At 40.9% G+C, this 18,532-nt stretch carries 12 protein-coding genes and 1 riboswitch; of the genes, 3 read left to right on the forward strand and 9 right to left on the reverse strand.

Annotated elements, in window-relative coordinates:
* Nucleotides 1-31 precede the first annotated feature (31 nt).
* Genes K0R93_RS17860 through K0R93_RS17870 form a run of 3 tightly spaced genes read right to left on the reverse strand, consistent with a single transcriptional unit; the run spans nucleotide 32 to nucleotide 7,239 of the window.
* Nucleotides 32-1,081: a flavodoxin family protein gene (locus tag K0R93_RS17860; RefSeq protein ID WP_300304338.1), complete on the reverse strand. Its 1,050-nt coding sequence runs from the start codon at nucleotides 1,079-1,081 to the stop codon at nucleotides 32-34.
* Nucleotides 1,078-2,325 (reverse strand): lactate dehydrogenase, encoded by a 1,248-nt coding sequence (locus tag K0R93_RS17865; RefSeq protein ID WP_300304341.1) that lies wholly within the window; start codon nucleotides 2,323-2,325, stop codon nucleotides 1,078-1,080. The genes K0R93_RS17860 and K0R93_RS17865 overlap by 4 nt, the downstream gene beginning before the upstream one ends.
* 12 nt (nucleotides 2,326-2,337) lie before the next feature.
* Complete coding sequence (locus K0R93_RS17870; protein ID WP_300304343.1) at nucleotides 2,338-7,239, reverse strand: cytidyltransferase; 4,902 nt, start codon at nucleotides 7,237-7,239, stop codon at nucleotides 2,338-2,340.
* Between the two features lie 401 nt (nucleotides 7,240-7,640).
* On the opposite strand from K0R93_RS17870, the gene K0R93_RS17875 reads away from it, so the two are divergent.
* On the forward strand, nucleotides 7,641-7,982 hold the full coding sequence (locus tag K0R93_RS17875) for a LysM peptidoglycan-binding domain-containing protein (protein WP_300304346.1): 342 nt from the start codon (nucleotides 7,641-7,643) through the stop codon (nucleotides 7,980-7,982).
* A gap of 35 nt (nucleotides 7,983-8,017) precedes the next feature.
* Here K0R93_RS17875 and K0R93_RS17880 read toward each other — a convergent pair whose 3' ends face one another.
* Nucleotides 8,018-10,168, reverse strand: a complete 2,151-nt coding sequence (locus K0R93_RS17880) for a choice-of-anchor J domain-containing protein (RefSeq protein ID WP_300304349.1) — start codon at nucleotides 10,166-10,168, stop codon at nucleotides 8,018-8,020.
* Between the two features lie 467 nt (nucleotides 10,169-10,635).
* Nucleotides 10,636-11,805 carry a GGDEF domain-containing protein gene (locus K0R93_RS17885; RefSeq protein WP_300304352.1) on the reverse strand — a complete coding sequence of 390 codons (1,170 nt, stop codon included), beginning with the start codon at nucleotides 11,803-11,805 and terminating at the stop codon, nucleotides 10,636-10,638.
* Between the two features lie 237 nt (nucleotides 11,806-12,042).
* On the opposite strand from K0R93_RS17885, the gene K0R93_RS17890 reads away from it, so the two are divergent.
* Together K0R93_RS17890 and K0R93_RS17895 are read left to right on the forward strand one after the other, a co-directional pair.
* Nucleotides 12,043-13,578, forward strand: a complete 1,536-nt coding sequence (locus tag K0R93_RS17890; RefSeq protein ID WP_300304355.1) for an FAD-dependent oxidoreductase — start codon at nucleotides 12,043-12,045, stop codon at nucleotides 13,576-13,578.
* Between the two features lie 174 nt (nucleotides 13,579-13,752).
* Nucleotides 13,753-13,838, forward strand: a riboswitch (cyclic di-GMP riboswitch).
* Between the two features lie 123 nt (nucleotides 13,839-13,961).
* Nucleotides 13,962-15,224, forward strand: coding sequence for a sensor domain-containing diguanylate cyclase (locus K0R93_RS17895; protein WP_300304358.1), 1,263 nt, complete (start codon nucleotides 13,962-13,964; stop codon nucleotides 15,222-15,224).
* Between the two features lie 37 nt (nucleotides 15,225-15,261).
* Here K0R93_RS17895 and K0R93_RS17900 read toward each other — a convergent pair whose 3' ends face one another.
* The 4 genes from K0R93_RS17900 to K0R93_RS17915 form a co-directional block, all read right to left on the reverse strand.
* On the reverse strand, nucleotides 15,262-15,525 hold the full coding sequence (locus K0R93_RS17900; RefSeq protein ID WP_300304361.1) for an HPr family phosphocarrier protein: 264 nt from the start codon (nucleotides 15,523-15,525) through the stop codon (nucleotides 15,262-15,264).
* A 14-nt stretch (nucleotides 15,526-15,539) separates the two neighbouring features.
* Nucleotides 15,540-16,802: a zinc-binding dehydrogenase gene (locus K0R93_RS17905; RefSeq protein ID WP_300304364.1), complete on the reverse strand. Its 1,263-nt coding sequence runs from the start codon at nucleotides 16,800-16,802 to the stop codon at nucleotides 15,540-15,542.
* Between the two features lie 16 nt (nucleotides 16,803-16,818).
* Nucleotides 16,819-17,751 carry a 1-phosphofructokinase gene (gene pfkB, locus K0R93_RS17910; RefSeq protein ID WP_300304367.1) on the reverse strand — a complete coding sequence of 311 codons (933 nt, stop codon included), beginning with the start codon at nucleotides 17,749-17,751 and terminating at the stop codon, nucleotides 16,819-16,821.
* A gap of 15 nt (nucleotides 17,752-17,766) precedes the next feature.
* A partial coding sequence (locus K0R93_RS17915; RefSeq protein WP_300304370.1) for a PTS sugar transporter subunit IIA occupies nucleotides 17,767-18,532 on the reverse strand: 766 nt, incomplete at its 5' end.

The raw sequence follows: 18,532 nt of genomic DNA on the forward strand, positions 1-18,532 counted from the left end.
AACAACTTTGTTGATACCTGTTTATTTATTTCTATGCTTTGATCTCCCCCAATAGGTTTTCAGCAAAGGCTTTTGCCTTCTCCTGAATTCCCGGTACCCGTTGGATTTCTCCTGGATCATTGGCAGTAGCCATCAAGGCAAAATACGGGGGAATACGAAAGCTTTTATTTACACTCAGGGCACTGATCAGCTGTTTTGCCACCGAATCACTGCCCGAATTCCCTGATACAATGACAGAGAATATGCTTTTATCATAAAGCTTTGTTCTTCTGTAAAGCACCGTCATTCGATTGATCACCGCAGTGAGCTTTGCAGAAACTGCGTCATTATAATTGGGACAAATCCATACCACTGCATCTGCCTTTTCGATGGCAGGTAGAATTTCCTGTACAATGGCCCCTCCATAAAAACAGGAGTTTCTCTTACTAAAGTGCTTACAGGTGGTATAAGAGCACCCCTTACAATCCACAATGGTTCCATTCTCTACATGGAGCTCTTGAATATCTTGGCCCTCAAGATATTCCTTTACCATATTCCAAAGATCTAGGGTATTAGAGGTGTTGTGGGCACTGGCATGGAGTACCACAATTTTAGGCCTCTCAATTTTAAGAGGATGGTCCTCCATCAATGCTTTTCCCAACCTGCCACATAGCTCTAAGCATACCTCTTCTAATGACTTGTGAAGGGTTTTCTGCCAAGTTCGGAGATTGGCTAGGTTTCCTGTGGCCTCCACCAAGGGATGACCCTGAAAGCGACATCCCAATTGATTGGCAGTAAAGATCACATTCTGTGCCACGCTTCGTGTAAAAAGCTCCTGTTCACAATGAACCATCACTACTCCTTGGGCACCTAAAAGGGCATCCATTCCCCGATCCCACAGGACTGACAGAATTTCAAAAAGAGCGATATTATAACCTGCACCATTTAACTCAATGGCAAAAATAATCTTTTCGTTTCTCAAATCGGGTATCTCTTTGGCATCTCGAATCATAATGGTTTCAGTGCCTTCCGTGGCTGCTCCAACCATCTTCTGTAGAAAATCTGATCCTCCCCCCGGTATAATGACATAGGCCGTACTCATAGGATTTCCTCCAGCCGATCATAGGTATCCTGGAGCCTTTCTACCAAAACTTCAGGTAATGACAGCCGTTCTATTTCCGTTCCTCCAGGGGTAAGCCGATTTCTGACACCCATATAAATTCCCCCCATGAAAGTGGCACTGTAATGCCATTCTCCTTTTATGGTGGAGATGATAGACAAGCTTCCCGACGATAGCGCCGGTGCAATATAGGGTTTAAACCCCGTTTCTCTTACCTCAAGATTGGCGTTTCTTGCCTTTACCGTGAGATAAAGGGACAAATCCTCACTGTAATTTTTGATGCTGTCGGCGATGACTAGATCTTTACCATGGGGTCCGTAAGCACGACCTTCTTGGATATAGTGACTGGTCTCTGGACTCAGCCCTGCGTAGAAGGCAGCTCTGGCATGCATAACACCCAAGCCATAGCCCCGAATTTGTTCTGGGGCTAAGCCTTTATAATCCAATTCCCCAGTCTCTGGATCTGTATTGCTGTCTATGAAAACGGATTTACATAGGGGATCTACCGGGTCTGATACCACTGCAAAAATCCCCTGAAAGTCTCTTTCTCTGGCCATCTTTACATAGGGCTTCATCATTTCTCGATTGCCTTCAAACTGGATCATCCTTACATCCCGGGCATCCTCACCCACAGCTGGTACGCCCGTGCTGGCACAAAATACAAACATATCACAGTCAAAGAGCTTCTCCTTTGGGATACCCACAATAGGAGGAAAACTCATGGCTGCATTCGCAGACAGAATCTGATTGGCTTCATATTCCCACCGCTTCACTTTCTCTTCCCGACGGTCATAAATACCCACCTCAGAAATACAATCTCCCCCAAGGAGTCTCAATCCTGTGATAAGGGTTCCTCCCACATCTCCTAGACCAAAGAGATGTACCCGCCATTTTTTCTTGGATTTTTGTTTTAATACAGACTGCCAGGTGGGATAGCTTTTGTTTACTGCAGTGACCTTCCCTGCCTTTATCTTATCTAACAGCCATTTTGGCACCTCTTCTTCAAAGCCGTCTTGATATTGAAGCAAATGGATGCCTTCTCCTTCTAAAAACATCAAGGATGGATCTGAAATACAAAAACTTCTTCTCCACTGGCCGGGGGTTCCCCCCATCAAATAATAGATCCTACCTTGATGATGAATAACCCTTTCCTCCAGTATCCTTTGGTACGCTAAATCTTGAGAATGGGAAATAAGGATACTCTCTCCCAATTGGTAATAATACATTTGTCATTCCCCCTACTCTACACACATTCTCTTCAAACGCTGCAAATGTTCTATATCATTTTTCAAATAATGGGATGGATGCAAATTGATATCATACTGCACATCCATACCATGATCAGGATACCTAGGTGATACAAATACTTCCCCTAAATGGGCCAAGGTAAATTTCCGCTCATGAACCCTTTGATATTCTACCTCGATGGTGGTTATAATATCCATGGCATTTTCCAAGCAAACCTCGGACAAATGATAGACTGCCTCTCTAGATGTTTCCTTGATAAAGCCAGGATAGGTGTAGGGAAGAATAAAGTTCACAGAAGGAATCAGGTTTCGTTCTGGATAATATCCTCTCCATAGCGTATCGCCGCCGACAAAGGGGTACAAAAGACTCTCGTTAAACCAAACTCGCAGCCTTGGAATATAATAAGCACAGTCCACCTCTCGATTCTGCATATCCATCAGTTCTTTTCCTCGGTCAGACAAAACCCCTACCAATACCTTTTCTACAGAAACATTTTCATTTCTCAGCAGAGGGTCTAAGGCCTTGAGTCGATGGCCTTGCACCAATATATCATCTACGATAATTACTGGCCTGTCGAAGGACTGCAACATCCGAACCTGATTTTCTAAGTTCAGATAATAAGGATAGGCACCCGTCCTATACCTCTTCATATCCGTTCCAAATTGGCGGTCAGTATGAAGGGACTTAGTCACGGTATTGGGTACCATAGAGCCATGGAGCATCATTCCAAAGGCAACACACATCATAGGCCCTAGGGTTCTGGGTACCAAAGGTGTTGTGGGTACCCCATTGATATCACATACCTTTTTAATAAGATTCTCATTCATCATGGCTCGGTCAAAGGCTAGTACCAAATGCCCAGGGTACAGCTTTACAATAGCCTCCTGAAGCCTTCTTCTTGAGCGAACGATTGCCTTCTTCACTTCTTCACTGCTTCTAAAGGGTTCCTTGATGATGGATTCCACTTCCAATCCCAAGGTACAAGGAGTTGTCATATCCACCGCCAAGACGGTATGGGTTTCATCGTTTAAGGATATGAATCCCTGCAGCACCAAGGTGTCATATAGGTTTTGAGACACATATTTATCAATGGTATTTTTGAAAACCGCATAGGTATAATCTTTGGCTAGATTATAGGCTAGGGTTTCGGTGAGAAGCACCTGATCTAGATTTTCAAATTTTTCTTGGTCCCCTGCAAAGATACCGTCGATAACCAATATTCTGCCAATGGCATTTCTGCGAATATAGCGGGAAATCTCTTCATCCTTAAATTCTTTATACAGCATACTGGAGCGTACCCAGTGAAAAGCTGCAAATCCAAGGATTTTGCCACTAATGTCCGTACTACGGAGAAGCAGCAGCTTTGGACTTAATTTCTCAGACAACTCATAAAAGCGCTGAAAAGACTCTTTCGGGTTTTGGCAAAACTGCTCCGACAATTCCTTAAATAATGCGGGTGTAAAATCCTCTACCTCTACAATTTCCACGGCAACAGACTTTACCTCCATAAGGGTTTTGTACTGGGGCTCCCGTCTATACAAGCCCTTTGCATAAATGTACTTTTGTACCAAGGGATCCATGAGATTGGACGTATCTTTGTTTTCATCGATATAGTTACGAATCTGGGTCGAGCTTATATCTTCATACTGCTGGGGTAGAGACAGGCGTATCACCCCAGCAGAAATACGATTTAGGGCTTCTTCCATATTTTGTTCCCCGTCCATCCCTATGCCATTAACACGCTCAAATAAGATATGGGGGAAGGTATGAATCGAGTGTTCTCTTTGTACTTCCCTATATGCTGATGCATTTAATACGACATCACTGCCTACCACCACATGGACGTTTGACCCAGGGAAGTTTTCTCTCAGCCCTTCCAAGTCCTTGGGATTTGCAATATTTGTAGGCAAATCCTCTGGATATAAGTAAATACCCAGCTCATTGGCTACCGACATCTTGATGATATTTCTTCTGATAAGATTGGCCTGGGTTCGCTTAGACCAGGAGAATTCATCTACAGCCAAATATACCTCATAGCCTAAGTCTCGAATCGCTTTGGCAATTTCCTTATGACTTAAGGTAAAGGGATCAAAGGTTCCTGGAAAAAATGCAACCTTGCCTTGGCTTTGCACCTGAACCTCACCACGATAAAACTTACAATCTGAAATAAACCGATAGATGTGGTTAAGCCCCGCAGAGCTGTTCAAAAATGCCAGCTCCTTATCCTCCATGTTATCAGAAAGCAGCGTAAGGATTTTTTTCGCTGTAAGCTGGAATATATGATACTTTTCTTCTAGCCCTAACTGGTTAGAACCGAAGATTCCCTTTCCGATGACCCGGAAAGCCACCTGCTTTGTCTGCTCTTTATAGTTGGCCATGCCATTCAACAAAATCCCCAGCATGCGAATCAATCGATTTGTATAGGCTCCTTCCTCCTCTTGGAAAAGCTCCCTATACTTTGGATAGTGTTCAATGGCAATACCAATGGTCTGCAACAGCAGAGAATTGATTTGAGAGCTTGAAATCTTCACCTTATCCATTAAATCATCAATAATCTCATCTAGCTCCACTGGCTGTAAATAAAGAATCCATCTTCCCAGATAATTAGGAATATGCTTCGTGAACTGATATCCCTCAATCTCAAGGGCCCTCAGCATCTCTATGGCTATATCATTTTTCTGTTCGAAAGAAAGAAAGGGTGCAATACCAATCAAAGCTTCCCCTGCCCGCTTTCTCACACTTTGGCTGGCACTCACCTTAATTAGGTTACAATAATGCATCGCCGTATGCAGACCCGAGTTCCTTTGGTGATCTAGGGTATAATCCAAAATGAATTCCACCTGGGCCTTTTTGATGGTCCAGTGGGTAGCAGTCTTTAGATTGCTCAAGAAAAGATCCGATGTTCTCCCTAGATCTTCTTCATATTGTCTCTCCAGTTTTTCTATATAGGGTGATCCTAGTTTAAACATTTTGGCAAGCTTCAGCTTCATATAATGCTCTACGATAAGGGTTGAATCATTGATAACTCCTATCAGCGTAGCCTTTAAGCGTTCTACAAAAAATCTGTCCTTTTCAAGCCTGCTGTATAAATATCCCATGGCTTCTAAGGCTGAGATACGGAGCATATCTTCTTCCATTTCAAAGATCATATCTATAAAGTCCAACAGGATTTCAATATCCTCATTCTCACAGTGATAAAGGGGTATATGCTTTATGGCTTCCAGTTGGTAAATTTTTGTATTTTCGTCTCCCGGTTGTTCATCCCTATAATACTTCAATAAGGTCTTCACATATTCTCGTATCTGTCCGTCACGACATTGGTTAAATATGGAGGTTACCACATTGCTCAGATTATAACCAATCCATTTACGATGAATCGAAGTCATCTTCCGATCTGGATAGAGGATCAGTTGAAGGTATTTATCAAAAATCTCATAACCCGGTAGTTCTGCAGGCTTTAATTGTACATCCTTCGGTACCTCTTTTCGATACTCCTCGTCAAACAGCGCAATCAACACACCGATAAGCTCCCCACACTGCTTTCGAATATCATCTTCTGGATGGGTCAACAGCTCATATAAAAACTGTATGGTAATCATCTTTTGCTTCTGGGTGAGATAGGTGGAATATTCTTCGATGACATTTAAGTATCCCCGTAAGCGATTTAGCTCCACTTCACTTCGGGCGATTTCTAAAATGCTGTTTAAGGAAGATTCATCCCTTAACATATACATCAATCGGATGTTGTGGTGAATAGCCAAATGCTTTAAATTCTCCACCACTTCTTCGCTTCCCATAAGGGCATAATTTTTTTGTACTCTTTTTCTCTGCTTAGATTCGTGAGGTTCTCCTTCTACTTCTAGCGCTATACCCAGCTGGAGCATATATTTCTCAAAGTCTTCTAGCTTTGCATAAACCCTGCGATAACGCTGTTCTTTGGCAGCATCCACATTGTCCAGTTTCTCCAATACCACTTCAAAGGAGTCCTTTAGATTGAATATATGCATTCCTGTGCCTTCCTTTTTTCCATCCTTCTTTTTTACGCGAAAATCACAGTAAATCAAGATGAGGGATTCCAAGGACAGATTTTCCAATTCTAAGTCCCAAGTGGAGTGATTGATGGCCACATTTCTGATATACACGATGTCATGGTCCTTGAACCACTCCCCTGTATAATAATAATGAAGATAGGGTACACGTTTTACCTCTGCTCCCTTACACCCATATTTACCGATATCATGGCCTGCAGCTGCTCCTGATACCCTCCCTAGATCAATGGGTACACCCGCTGCCTTTAGCTGTCTCCCCACATGAAGTGCCAAATGGTGAACACCACAAATATGATCCAGTGTACTAAATCCCTTTACTTCATAGTTTAATTTCATCATTTCATATATATAATCTTCTTGGAAAGCTTTTCGAAATGCCTGATATTCATCGGGATTTTCCAGGGTCTCTATTTCCTCTTTCGTCAAAAGCTCCAGGGGGTATAGGCTTTGCCAAGTACCATCCCGGGCAGTTTTTTGGAAGTTTGAAATAATCCTTAACACCTGTAGATACAGCGTACAAGCTTTTTCCAGATGTGGTTTCAACTCAATCTCTACGGCCTCCGGAAATGACTTGCTCAGCGTGTATTGGAAAATATATTCTAACCAGTCCTCTGGGGTTTCCCCTTCTGTAACTTCCATCATCAGTTCTTCACAAAGCTTTAAAACCATTTGGCAGGTATACAGCTCCATGGCCACCATTCTTTGAATCTGATCTATAAAAGAGATATTCTTTATATGCTTCCGAACCTGTTTGTGCTGCAGCGAAAGTCCCTGTAAGAAATTGGGATTTAGCAATGCATTTACAATTTGATCATATAATTTGGTGGAGAGTGGGTAATTCATGGTCTATCGCTCCTTTGTAAGAAATTTCAGATGATTATTGCTAAAAAAATCCAATGAATTCGGCATGCTCATCTTCTTTTGTTGTCTATTTTCCTTTGTTTAATGCTATAAATCCAGCATATTATATATATTTCGTTTAAAAAGAAAAATACCTTTTTCGTTATACCCTATAGTTGAATTATTATCTATTTTAGCCCACGAAAACGTGATTGTCTATCTTATATATTTTACATGGTGTTGACAGCAGTCATCCGTAGTGGCGGGGTTCTAACGCCTTGAAATCTCAAGGCCAGTTCATCTATCACCCTGTCATAGCAACCTTCAACAGAAAGTCTAAGGATCCATATAGCACTTTTTGATAGAAGAAAAATATATTAATAAATAGAAAGGATGTGATCTATATGATGAGACAACCAACAGCCCCTTTGGGTTCCTTTAATTATACAATAGAAGTTGGTGATACTCTATACGGCATCGCCCGTAAGTTTAATACCACCATATCTAACATTCGAATTTTTAACTATATTCCCAATCCTGATATTATCTACGTAGGCCAGGTCCTGACAATCCCAGAATCCCCAGCAGAAGCCATCATCTATACCGTTCAACCAGGAGATACCTTGAATAGTATCGCCCGAGCCCACGGCACCTATGTGAACAATCTGATCATCTTTAACTACCTTACCCATCCTGACCTCATTTATCCAGGTCAACAGTTGGTCGTAACAGCATCTTTAAGATAAAAGACTGCAGGATTCCTGCAGTCTTTATTCTTCAATTATTTCTTCTTGTTTTTTCCATCTGTAACAGAAGTGGTGCTTTCACCAATATTGCTTTTTTTACTACTATTCTTCTTCTTGCTCACTTCACTTCTTGTAGTAATTTCATAACTGTATGGTACAGGATCTTTTGTGTCTTTCTCAGGAATGTACCAGATTACCATATAGTTATTACCGCCTTCAAAGAATTCTTCTAGCATAATAGATTGTTCTTCTGTGACATTATATGGATCGATCTGCAATACTTCAAAGCTTCCTGAATTTTTACCTTTTCCTAGGGACGTCTGATTAATAAACGCCAATTGATAGGTTACATTTTTAGGGGCTAATTCAGTTAATGACATGAATCTATCTAAAGAATCACCTGCGTGAATTAAATCTATTTCAGATATAGAAATATCTTTGATAAACCAACCAGCTTCATTTACAGCTGAATCTGTCATATATCTGAATGCAATATACACTTTTTGTCCAGCATATTCGGATAAATCAAAGCTTTCATTTTGCCAATCATTATTTACACCTGTAAATCCAGGTAAGTTTGCCCTTATACTTGCTGCGCCGTCTGGATCTATTTCAGAAGTTGTATTTTCATTTGACAAAGAGGTCCACGTCTTACCATCATCTGTAGAAACTTGCACAAATCCAAAATCCCAGAATGCTTCGATTTGAACAAGATGATCAAAAGTTAATGTAGCATTTTCTATACCGTTCAAATCTGCTTCGAAAATTAGGAAATTATCCTTATCATCACCATTATTTCCCCATAATACAGTCTCTCCGCCGACTGGCTCATACACCGCTTCCCAAACTGTTGGGGTTGCTGGTAGCAGTGCAACTCCATTCATATTCATCTGGACAATTCTATTGGCATTCTTTATCTCTAGGAAGTCACTTCCCCACGCAGGAACACCATCTTTTGCATGTAAAGCCGCATCTGTAAAATCTACTTGCAAATCGATAGTTTTAAAGTTATATCTTCCAGCCCCTGGTTGTTCACTATCCACAACCAATGCGGTATTCATATCCCTGAAAATATCGTTAAAATCTCTGTCGTCTGTATCATCTTTGAGTAATAGATTGTTCAAACTTTCAATACCGATTTCTGGACTTTGTGCCAATGCTCTTGTGAATTCTTTTCCATATTGTTCAAAGAGATATAGCTGCATTAAGTACGCTTGACCATAGTCCGCCAATGTCTCTGGTCCTGTCTCTGAACCATAGTATTCATCCCAATATATTAAAGAGTTCTCTGGATGATCAAGGAAGTAGTTCACATGACCCCATGGATGTTCATCAAAGCATAGGTACTCTGCAAAGTCAGACATTCCTTCGTTGATCCAAGTATCCTCTCCTGGTGAATTGTCTGCATGAATCAAGTGCTGGAATTCATGGGCAGTGGTTGGGAGGAAGGTTGTATCCAATCTTGTAGCCCAATCCTTTGAATCAATTGTTATGATGTTCCTATCGATATAATACTCCAGTGTTCCCCAATAGAACCCTGCTACAAAGAAAGGATATGAAGGATCATAATACTGTTCATCTGGAACATTATCTACCAAGATGATGACTCTTTCTTTTCCATCCTCTGAAGCATAATAGTTTTCTGGCACATATCCTGCTGCTGATAATACAGCATGGCTGCCATCATGGGAATCTGGTGTACCGAAAAATTCTGTATCCGTTGGATATACAACCTCATCAAATGTATCTCTCATTCTATCTACCTGCTCTTGAGTAATTACATGGGCAGGTCTATCGTCAGGGAAGGATAGGTCATTTGCAACCCAGATCTCTACATTATCTCCCCGGCTTCTTAATGTGAAGTCTTTGAAATACAATTCATAATCTAAAAACTTTTTTGTACCTAAATTAGTAGTAAAGTTGCTATCTTGACTTCCATCGGTTGTACCTTCTTCTTCATCAAAGTTTATCTTACTTGCATTTTCTTTAATCTTTTTTTCAGCTTCCTTTAAGAATGCTTCATCATTTTCTAGGTTTCTTAGTTTTCTCCCGATATCTATGGTGTCTCCGTATCTAGTCGTATCAAATCCGTTTGTTGCTGCCTGAGCTTTAATTAAACTTGTAGGCATTGCAATGCTCAAAACCAAGGTGCAAGCTGTAATAATGGATAATAGCTTTCTTTTCAATTTACATACCCCTTTCATCAAATTATTTTCTCTGGTCTTTCCTCTCCCTCTTTTCTTATGCCATGGCATTCCCCCTTCTCTTGTTCCCTTGTCATGTTGTTATATATAGCCCCCTTCATCCTATGAGCTATAGGTAAGCGAAGATGCCGCTTATGTCCTGGCTGAGCATATTTTTTTATGCTTCTGATGCATACATCATATAACTTTACGAATGAATATCTATGATTTTATTAATACTTTTTATACATTCAAAAACATTAGTAATATATAAAAATGTTTTTATATAATTATCAAATATTATATTCTTGTCCCTGCATAATATTTGTAAAAGCAAGGTGTCTTTTTTATTCTATTTTTGTGATCCGTTGCCGAAAAATAAAAAAAAGAATCCTTTACTGTAAAGGATTCTTAAAGATGTCAGTATTCTCAATCATTTTAGCCATTATAGTTCCAAATAACTATTTTTCCTAAATCTCTCCATGGGATACTGCATTCCTTCCCCTTCGCTTAGAGCGGTAGAGTCCTTGATCGGCTTTGGAGATCAGTTCTGTCGCTGTTGTACCATCCTTAGCATAGGCTGCAATTCCTATAGATACGGTAATTCTTGGCGTACAGGCCATACTTACCTGTTCCCGGAGCCGCTCTGCTACTACTTTGGCTCCTTCCACAGGAATTCCCGGGAGAATGATGATAAACTCATCGCCCCCATAACGTCCTAAATAATCTACCTTTCTCAAGTGATTTATTGCCGTTTGTGCTACAGCCTTGATGCATTGGTCTCCTGTCACATGGCCATAGGTATCATTAATCTTTTTAAAATGGTCTATATCAAACATCAAAATAGTAAATGGTTCCTGCTTCTTCGCAATCATATGCTCTAAGACCTCAAGAATTGCCCCTTTGTTATAGGCCTTTGTTAGGCCGTCTTCTTTAGATGCATTTAACAGCTTTTCGTTGGACAGCTGCATCATAAACAGCTGCTTTTCTACCTGTCCGTGGACTGTTGCTTCCAGTTCCGCCTTATCCTTCTCTGCTTTTTTTACCCGAACTACCCATCGTTGATGGGCCTTTCGGTAGAAATACATGTAAAAGTTCAAATAGGCTAAAAGCTTAAACAACAACATCAAAATATGAAAAATCTGCATCTCTCTTCCCAGAGAAAAAACAAAACCCATCCACAAAATCATAAATCCCCTAAAGAGACGTCGGTCTTTATACCTTTTAAAGCTTAATATTCCGTTCAGAAAAGCCAGCGCTCCCCCTAGGGGTGTACCAATGGAATACAATAAGTACCCCTCTACTTCTAGGCTGAATAATAGCATCGATATACCAATAGGGAAAATAATTGCCATAAGGCGTAAAATGATAACCTTTTTATGATTTAACCTACAGGCCAATCCGAAGGATATAAAAAGGAGTAGGCTAACCTCTGCCAAGATCAGCACCACTTCTGTATTTACTGTTTTCAATAGGGTGACAGAAGCAATGCAGAAATATAAGGGGATGAAAAACAACGTGCCCAAAAGACCCGTTAAATGATTCCCTGTGTGAAATGTAAGATTAAAGACAAAAATAAGAAAAGAAAAACACAAAATCATCAGATATTGAACTTGATTGACATTACTGAGGCTTAGCATGTCCATCCCTCTTCATTCGTATATTTGTTAATCGTCCGTTGCCCATTGTCAAAACTTTCTTTCTCTTCTATAGCTTAGTATATCATCTCCCCTAAACATCATCAATCATAAGGAGGGAATGATTGTTAATAATAAAGCAAAAGTACTACTACCATGGATATTTTTTGCATGGACGCAAACCATATATATGATAGATATTTCATACGCGCTGTGGAAATTGATATAAGGAGGATTTATATGAATCAAACCACCCAAATATTTACTACTCCACCCCAATCCTATTGGATCGCCTCTACACCACAAACAGATTATCCTGCTTTGGATGGAAATGTTGAAGTAGATGTCATAATCGTAGGCGGCGGTATGGTGGGAATTTCAACGGCATGGCTTTTAAAGCAAGAGGGTTTACGGGTCGCTGTGGTGGAAGCGGATCGAATTCTTCAAGGCACCACAGGTCACACCACGGCCAAACTCACCTCCCAGCATGGACTCACCTATAATCAGTTGAAAAGTCAGCACGGAGATGAGAAGGCCAAGCAATATGCCGATGCCAACGAAGCAGCTATACATTTCGTGGCCAACACCATCAAGGAAAAACAAATAGATTGTGATTTCTCTTGGCAGCCGGCCTATGTGTATACCCAATCCGATCAATATGTAAAGAAGATTGCCCAGGAAGTAGAATCCGCCGTCAGTTTAGGTATTAAAGCTTCCTATTTGGAGGAAACACCCCTACCATTCCCAGTAAAGGCCGCGGTTCGATTTGATAATCAAGCTCAATTTCATCCAAGAAAGTTCCTACTGCCCTTGGCAAAGGAAATCCCTGGTGAGGGCAGTCACATTTTTGAAATGAGTCCCGTGGTAGATGTCAAGGATGGAAAAAATTATACTGTCATTACTAGGCATGGGGGAAAAGTAACTGGGGAAAAAATGGTTGTAGCTTCTCACTATCCTTTTTATGATATACCCGGCCTTTATTTCGCCAGATTATATGTCCATAGGTCCTATATCGTAGCTGGTAAAATCAAAGAGTCCTTCCCCGGTGGTATGTATGTCAGTGCAGAAGCACCTGCCCGATCTCTTCGATCTCTCCCTACGGAGGATGGAGAATTGGTCATGTTTGCAGGGGACCATCATAAGGCAGGCCAAGGGGAAGATACCATGAACCACTATGAGAATTTGCGGTCGTTTGCCCAGCAGAATTATACCCTAGAGGATATTCCCTACCGTTGGTCTACTCAGGATTGTATGCCCCTTGACCATGTACCCTATGTAGGTCAGCTTGTATCCTTTAAGCCCAATGTTTATGTGGCTACAGGCTTTAGGAAATGGGGTATGACCAATAGTATCGCATCAGCCATGATTATTCGTGATCTTATCATAAAAGGAGAAAGCCCTTGGGCCCCTGTATATGATCCATCTCGGTTCACACCTATGGCCTCTGCGAAAAAATTTATTGTTGAGAACTTAGATGTGGCTGGTGAATTATTTGCTGGAAAGGTGGTTCCTGTCCCTGATGATGTAGAGATCAAGGTAGGAGAAGGGAAGATCGTAGAGATAGACGGTCAAAGAGTAGGTGCTTATCGTGATGAAAAAGGCACCCTTCACCTGGTGGATACTACCTGTACCCATCTAGGATGCGAGCTTCACTGGAATTCCGCAGAAAACTCTTGGGACTGTCCTTGCCATGGTTCTAGATATAGCCATGATGGCGATGTGTTGGAAGGACCCACAACAAAACCTTTAAAAAAGGTAACGATTCACCAGCATTAAAATTTTCAACATAGATTAATCTATTCGATCTTTGCATTTTATAAATACGGATGCAAATAAAACAAAATATTTAATAAATAATTAGTAAAAACTAGATTTTTCTGGAAATTTCAGTTATAATATATTTAGGCAATTTGTCCTATTTACATAGGGTATGATGCCTACAACTATAATTGTCGATAATAGCAAACCTATCGAAAGATAGGGACGCAAAGTCATGGGTCTAAGGAATTTTATTCTATGATTGCCAGATTGCCGAAACATATATGGATGTTCTATTTATTGTTCATTTTTACTTATATAAAATGAAATGATAGAATTACCAATGCGGCTATGGCGATATAGCCGCGTTTTTATTTCTATGATTAGAGGGTGATTACGTCATGGAACCAAGATTGATAAAAATGCTAGATAATATCCCAGATGCTTTATTTCTCTTGGATTTAAACTTTGATTTCATCTATTTAAATCATCAAGCCCAAAGTCTCTTGGGAAGAAATAAGCTAGACCTTATTGGCAAGTGTATATGGACCGAGTTTCCATTTCTTATTTCAACACCCATTTATCGTGAATATCATAAGGCATTGAAAAGCAAAAAAGCGAAAATATTAAGAGACTATTATCCCACTTTAAACCGTTGGTTTGAAGTTCGCATTTATCCCGATGATGATGGACTCATGATCTACTTCTGTGATATTACAGAGCTAAAGAAAAATGAAGTTGCCCTTTATCAAAAAACAGAGCACTTCCGGGCTGTTTTTGAAAACTCTGCCATTGGTATTGGCGTTGTCAACCTAGATGCCCAGCCAGTAGAGTGTAATCATGCCCTATTGGATATGATTGGGTACACCATGGATGAAATTTCGCAAATGAGCTTTATGGATTTCACGCATCCTGACGACGTGGACAAGGATCTGGAGCTATTTAACAATTTAATGCTTGGGAAATTATCTTCTTATCAAATCGAAAAACGATATATTCGAAAGGATCACCAAATCATTTGGGCCAGACTCACTGTTTCTCCTATCTTTAGCGTCCAAGGTGAAATTCAATATATTATGAGCATGATAGAGAATATTACAGATGTGAAGATTGCTGAGCAAAAGCAGCTGGAACTCACAAAAGAGCTGCAGCGCCTATCTACTTTAGATGGCTTGACAGAATTAAACAATCGCCGCTCTTTTGACGAGTTTTTAAGTCAAGAGTGGCACCGCTGCCTCGAGGAAGGCGCGCCCCTATCCCTCATCCTGTTGGATATTGATGGCTTTAAAAAGTATAATGATACCTATGGACACCATGAGGGAGATGCTTGCCTAAAGACAATTGCTGATACATTAAAAAAGGCCCTTCATGAGCCCAATCATTTTGTATGTCGCTATGGTGGGGAAGAATTCGCTGTTATCTTACCTGATACAGATCTGCAAACTGCAGAAATGGTGGCTGAATCCCTGCGTTCCTATGTGGAAAGCCTCCAAATATATCATCTTTATGGGCAAAGCGGGAAATATGTCACAGTCAGTCTAGGGGTATCGACCATCATCCCCAGCATATTTTCTAATCCTCAACAACTCATCAAGAATACGGATAAAGCCCTTTATGAAGCAAAGAACTATGGTCGTAATCAAGTCCGTGTATTTAGTGCATAAGCAAAGGCACACGTCAACGTGTGCCTTTTGTTATTTCCTATTCACCAAATCCACTATCAAACAACATCTTGATGCTTTTCACTGCTGCTTCCGCGTCGCTTCCTTCTGCCATAAGGATTAATTCGGTTCCTTTTGGGGCGCCCATGGACAGTAGACCCATCATACTCTTGGCATTGTATTCTCTTTCGGACTTTATAATTTTAATCTCTGAGACATACTTTTCAGCTTCCTTTACAACCAGCTTTGCTGGCCTTGCATGAAGTCCTAATGGGTTGTTTATCATAACCTTCGTCTGATACATCTCCTAATCCTCCTCTAAATTTTTGCTCCATGGGATAACAAATATTCTTCCGCTTCCAAGGACCACAATCCGTTGTTTCTCTTTGTGATTTCATCTAGCGCTCTAAACAATTTATCGTTCTTTCCTTTTTCTTCAAAATCCTCAATGGCTGTTACCTCCATATTTATCGTGTTATAGATCAGCTTTTTTCCTCCAGGAATATTGGGGAGATCAAGCACCGTATCAATGACACTATCCATTCCACCTATATGGGTAATCATCACAGCTGGATTGATTAATCCTTTGCTCATCATTTCCAACGCTTCAACCAAATCATCGGTATTACCTCCTGTGGATCCAATGATTTTGGTTGCTGCATAGTGGACATTGTAATAATTTACTTTGGCTGAGAATCCTTTATCTGTTGGCCCTGCGAAAAAGTTTAGGCACCCATCATGTCCCAATATTTTGTCTCCTTGCACCACCAAAGTCTCTACAGGGGCATATACATATACATCATCATACCCTTTGTTTTCTGTTAATGACAGCAGGTAAGCCTCTGGATCTTCCATGCTCTTGGTATTGACGTACTTCAACTCAACACCATTCTTTCTAGCCTCTTCTGGTGTTATAATGCTTTCAGCTCTTTTTAACCTTTGGTCATCCACATCCGTTACTACAAGCAATCCAGGCTTTCTATCACAGTGGATGGCATAATCAATTGCCCCTAGACCCATAGGCCCCGCTCCTCCAAGAATGGCCATTTTCCCGCCTTCTACGATGCCCATTACGTGTTCATAGGAGCCACTCTTTGTATGATAGTTTGCATGAAATCCACCAATGACACAAGACATAGGCTCGGCCAAGGATACTGGATAAAACCCTTCTCCCTCATAGTTTAGCAAACAACCTAATTCCATTACCTCTTGAGGTACAATACCATAGGTGGCATTTCCACCAAAATATCTATAGGAATACCCGGGTGAATAAGGACTCCCCTTATAATTAAGGGCTGGCTGCTGGGCAAACTTAGCACCTTCTTTAAATTGATCCTTCCACTTATCTCCTACCTTTACAATCTCCCCTGCAAATTCATGGCCTATAATAACAGGATTTTCTGCTACATCTGGCGGTACCCTCTTATGTTTTACCCCTTGATCCACAGCTTTATAGGTGGACATGCACACACTATCAGATATGATTTTTACCAAAATCTCATCCTCTTTAATTTCTGGCAGTTCAAACTCTTCTAATCTTAAGTCATCTTTTCCATACATTCTTACACCGATGGTTTTCATTGCCTTCACCCTCTCATCAAATTATATGTTGAAATGTCACTTCTTTTATTAATCTCATGACTTCATCTAAACTAGGGGCCTGGGTCCCCTCGGTCATTACGTTGGCGGCACTGGCAGCAACAGCCCAGCGAATGGTTTCCTCCAAAGAAGCCCCTCTGTCCAAGGCCATGGCTATAGCTGCGACCATTGCATCCCCTGCACCCACCGTACTCTTTACTTCTACTTTAATTCCTTTTGCCAGAACCGCTTGTTTTGGATTGATAAACACAGCTCCTTCTTCGCCCAAGGAAACCACTACATGATGTACGCCATAATCAAAAAGCTTTCGACTATGGGTGATGATTTTTTCTATACTATCAAGCTGTGTAGAGAACAACCTCTCTAGCTCATGAACATTTGGTTTTACAAGATAAGGCCCGGCTTTTACTCCCTCCAAAAGCAGTTCTCCATCAGCATCTAAGATGGTCTTTGCCCCTTTCTCTTTGGCTCTATCGACTAGTCTTTTGTAGATATCCTTATCCACATTTTGGGGTACACTTCCAGAGAACACCACAAGGGATGTCTCTGTGAGTAAGTCCATGGTGAGTTCTTCAAAATCCTTCAATACCTCCAAGGGTAAAAACGGCCCATTTTCGTTAATATCTGTAACACTGCCCTGGACAGGATCAACAATCTTTATATTGGTTCTGGTTTCCCCATCAATTCCTATGAACTGATGTTCAATTCCCATTCTATCTAATTCTTTTCTAATGAATCCCCCAGCATTCCCAGCCAGTATGCCAATGGCTGTACTCTCTCCGCCAAGGGCCTGTATGGTCTTTGAAACATTGATTCCTTTTCCCCCCATATCGATTCTTACGCCGGATTCTCTGTTCACCTTTCCGGATTGAAAGTTGTTTATGGTCATGGTTTTATCAATGGCTGGATTCAACGTTACTGTAATAATCACAGCTTCACCCCCACTCTATTCCTCCAATGTAAACATCTGATAGATGCTCTGTGGATCTTTCGTACTAATCAATGCTTTTGCTGCTTTTTCATCCTCTAGAGAGGAAGCAATATTTGATAGAATCTTTAAATGGTCATTTCCTTTACCGGCAATACCAATGATTAAATAGGCTTTATTATCATCTCCAAAATCTATTCCCTGGGGGAATTGCAGCACGACAATACCTGATTTTTTTATATGCCCGATACAGGAGCCTACACCATGGGGTATGGCAATGCCATTGCCGATATAGGTTGTGGTAACTTTCTCCCGTTCCAGCATCCCTTGTATATAAGGTTCTTCCACATATCCGCTGTCTACCAGCATTTGACCTGCCATCTTAATGACATCCTCTTTATTCATACTGTTGAGGCCTAACCGGATATTGGCTATTCTCAAAATCTCATCACTATCGTTAGATACTTCTTCTTGAGGAGCCTTTTCCTCTGATTTATTTAATCCTGCTAAACGCTTAGCCAGTTGATCATAGATTGGATTATCTAGAAAGTCTCTGATGGATATGTGTTCTGCATTAGGGGCATATCGAGCCGCCCGTTGGGTTAAGCTCTCATGGGTAATGATCAGGTCTGCATCTCCTGGGATTTGGTCAATGGCTGTATTGACTACTTCCACCTTTACACCCGCTTGCTTTAGCTTGTTCCTTAGGGTTGATGCACCCATAGCACTTGAACCCATACCTGCATCACAGGCTACTACGATTTTGCTGATCTTCGTCTCTGTC

The organism is Anaerosolibacter sp. (genome assembly GCF_029240175.1).
GTDB lineage: Bacteria > Bacillota > Clostridia > Peptostreptococcales > Thermotaleaceae > Anaerosolibacter.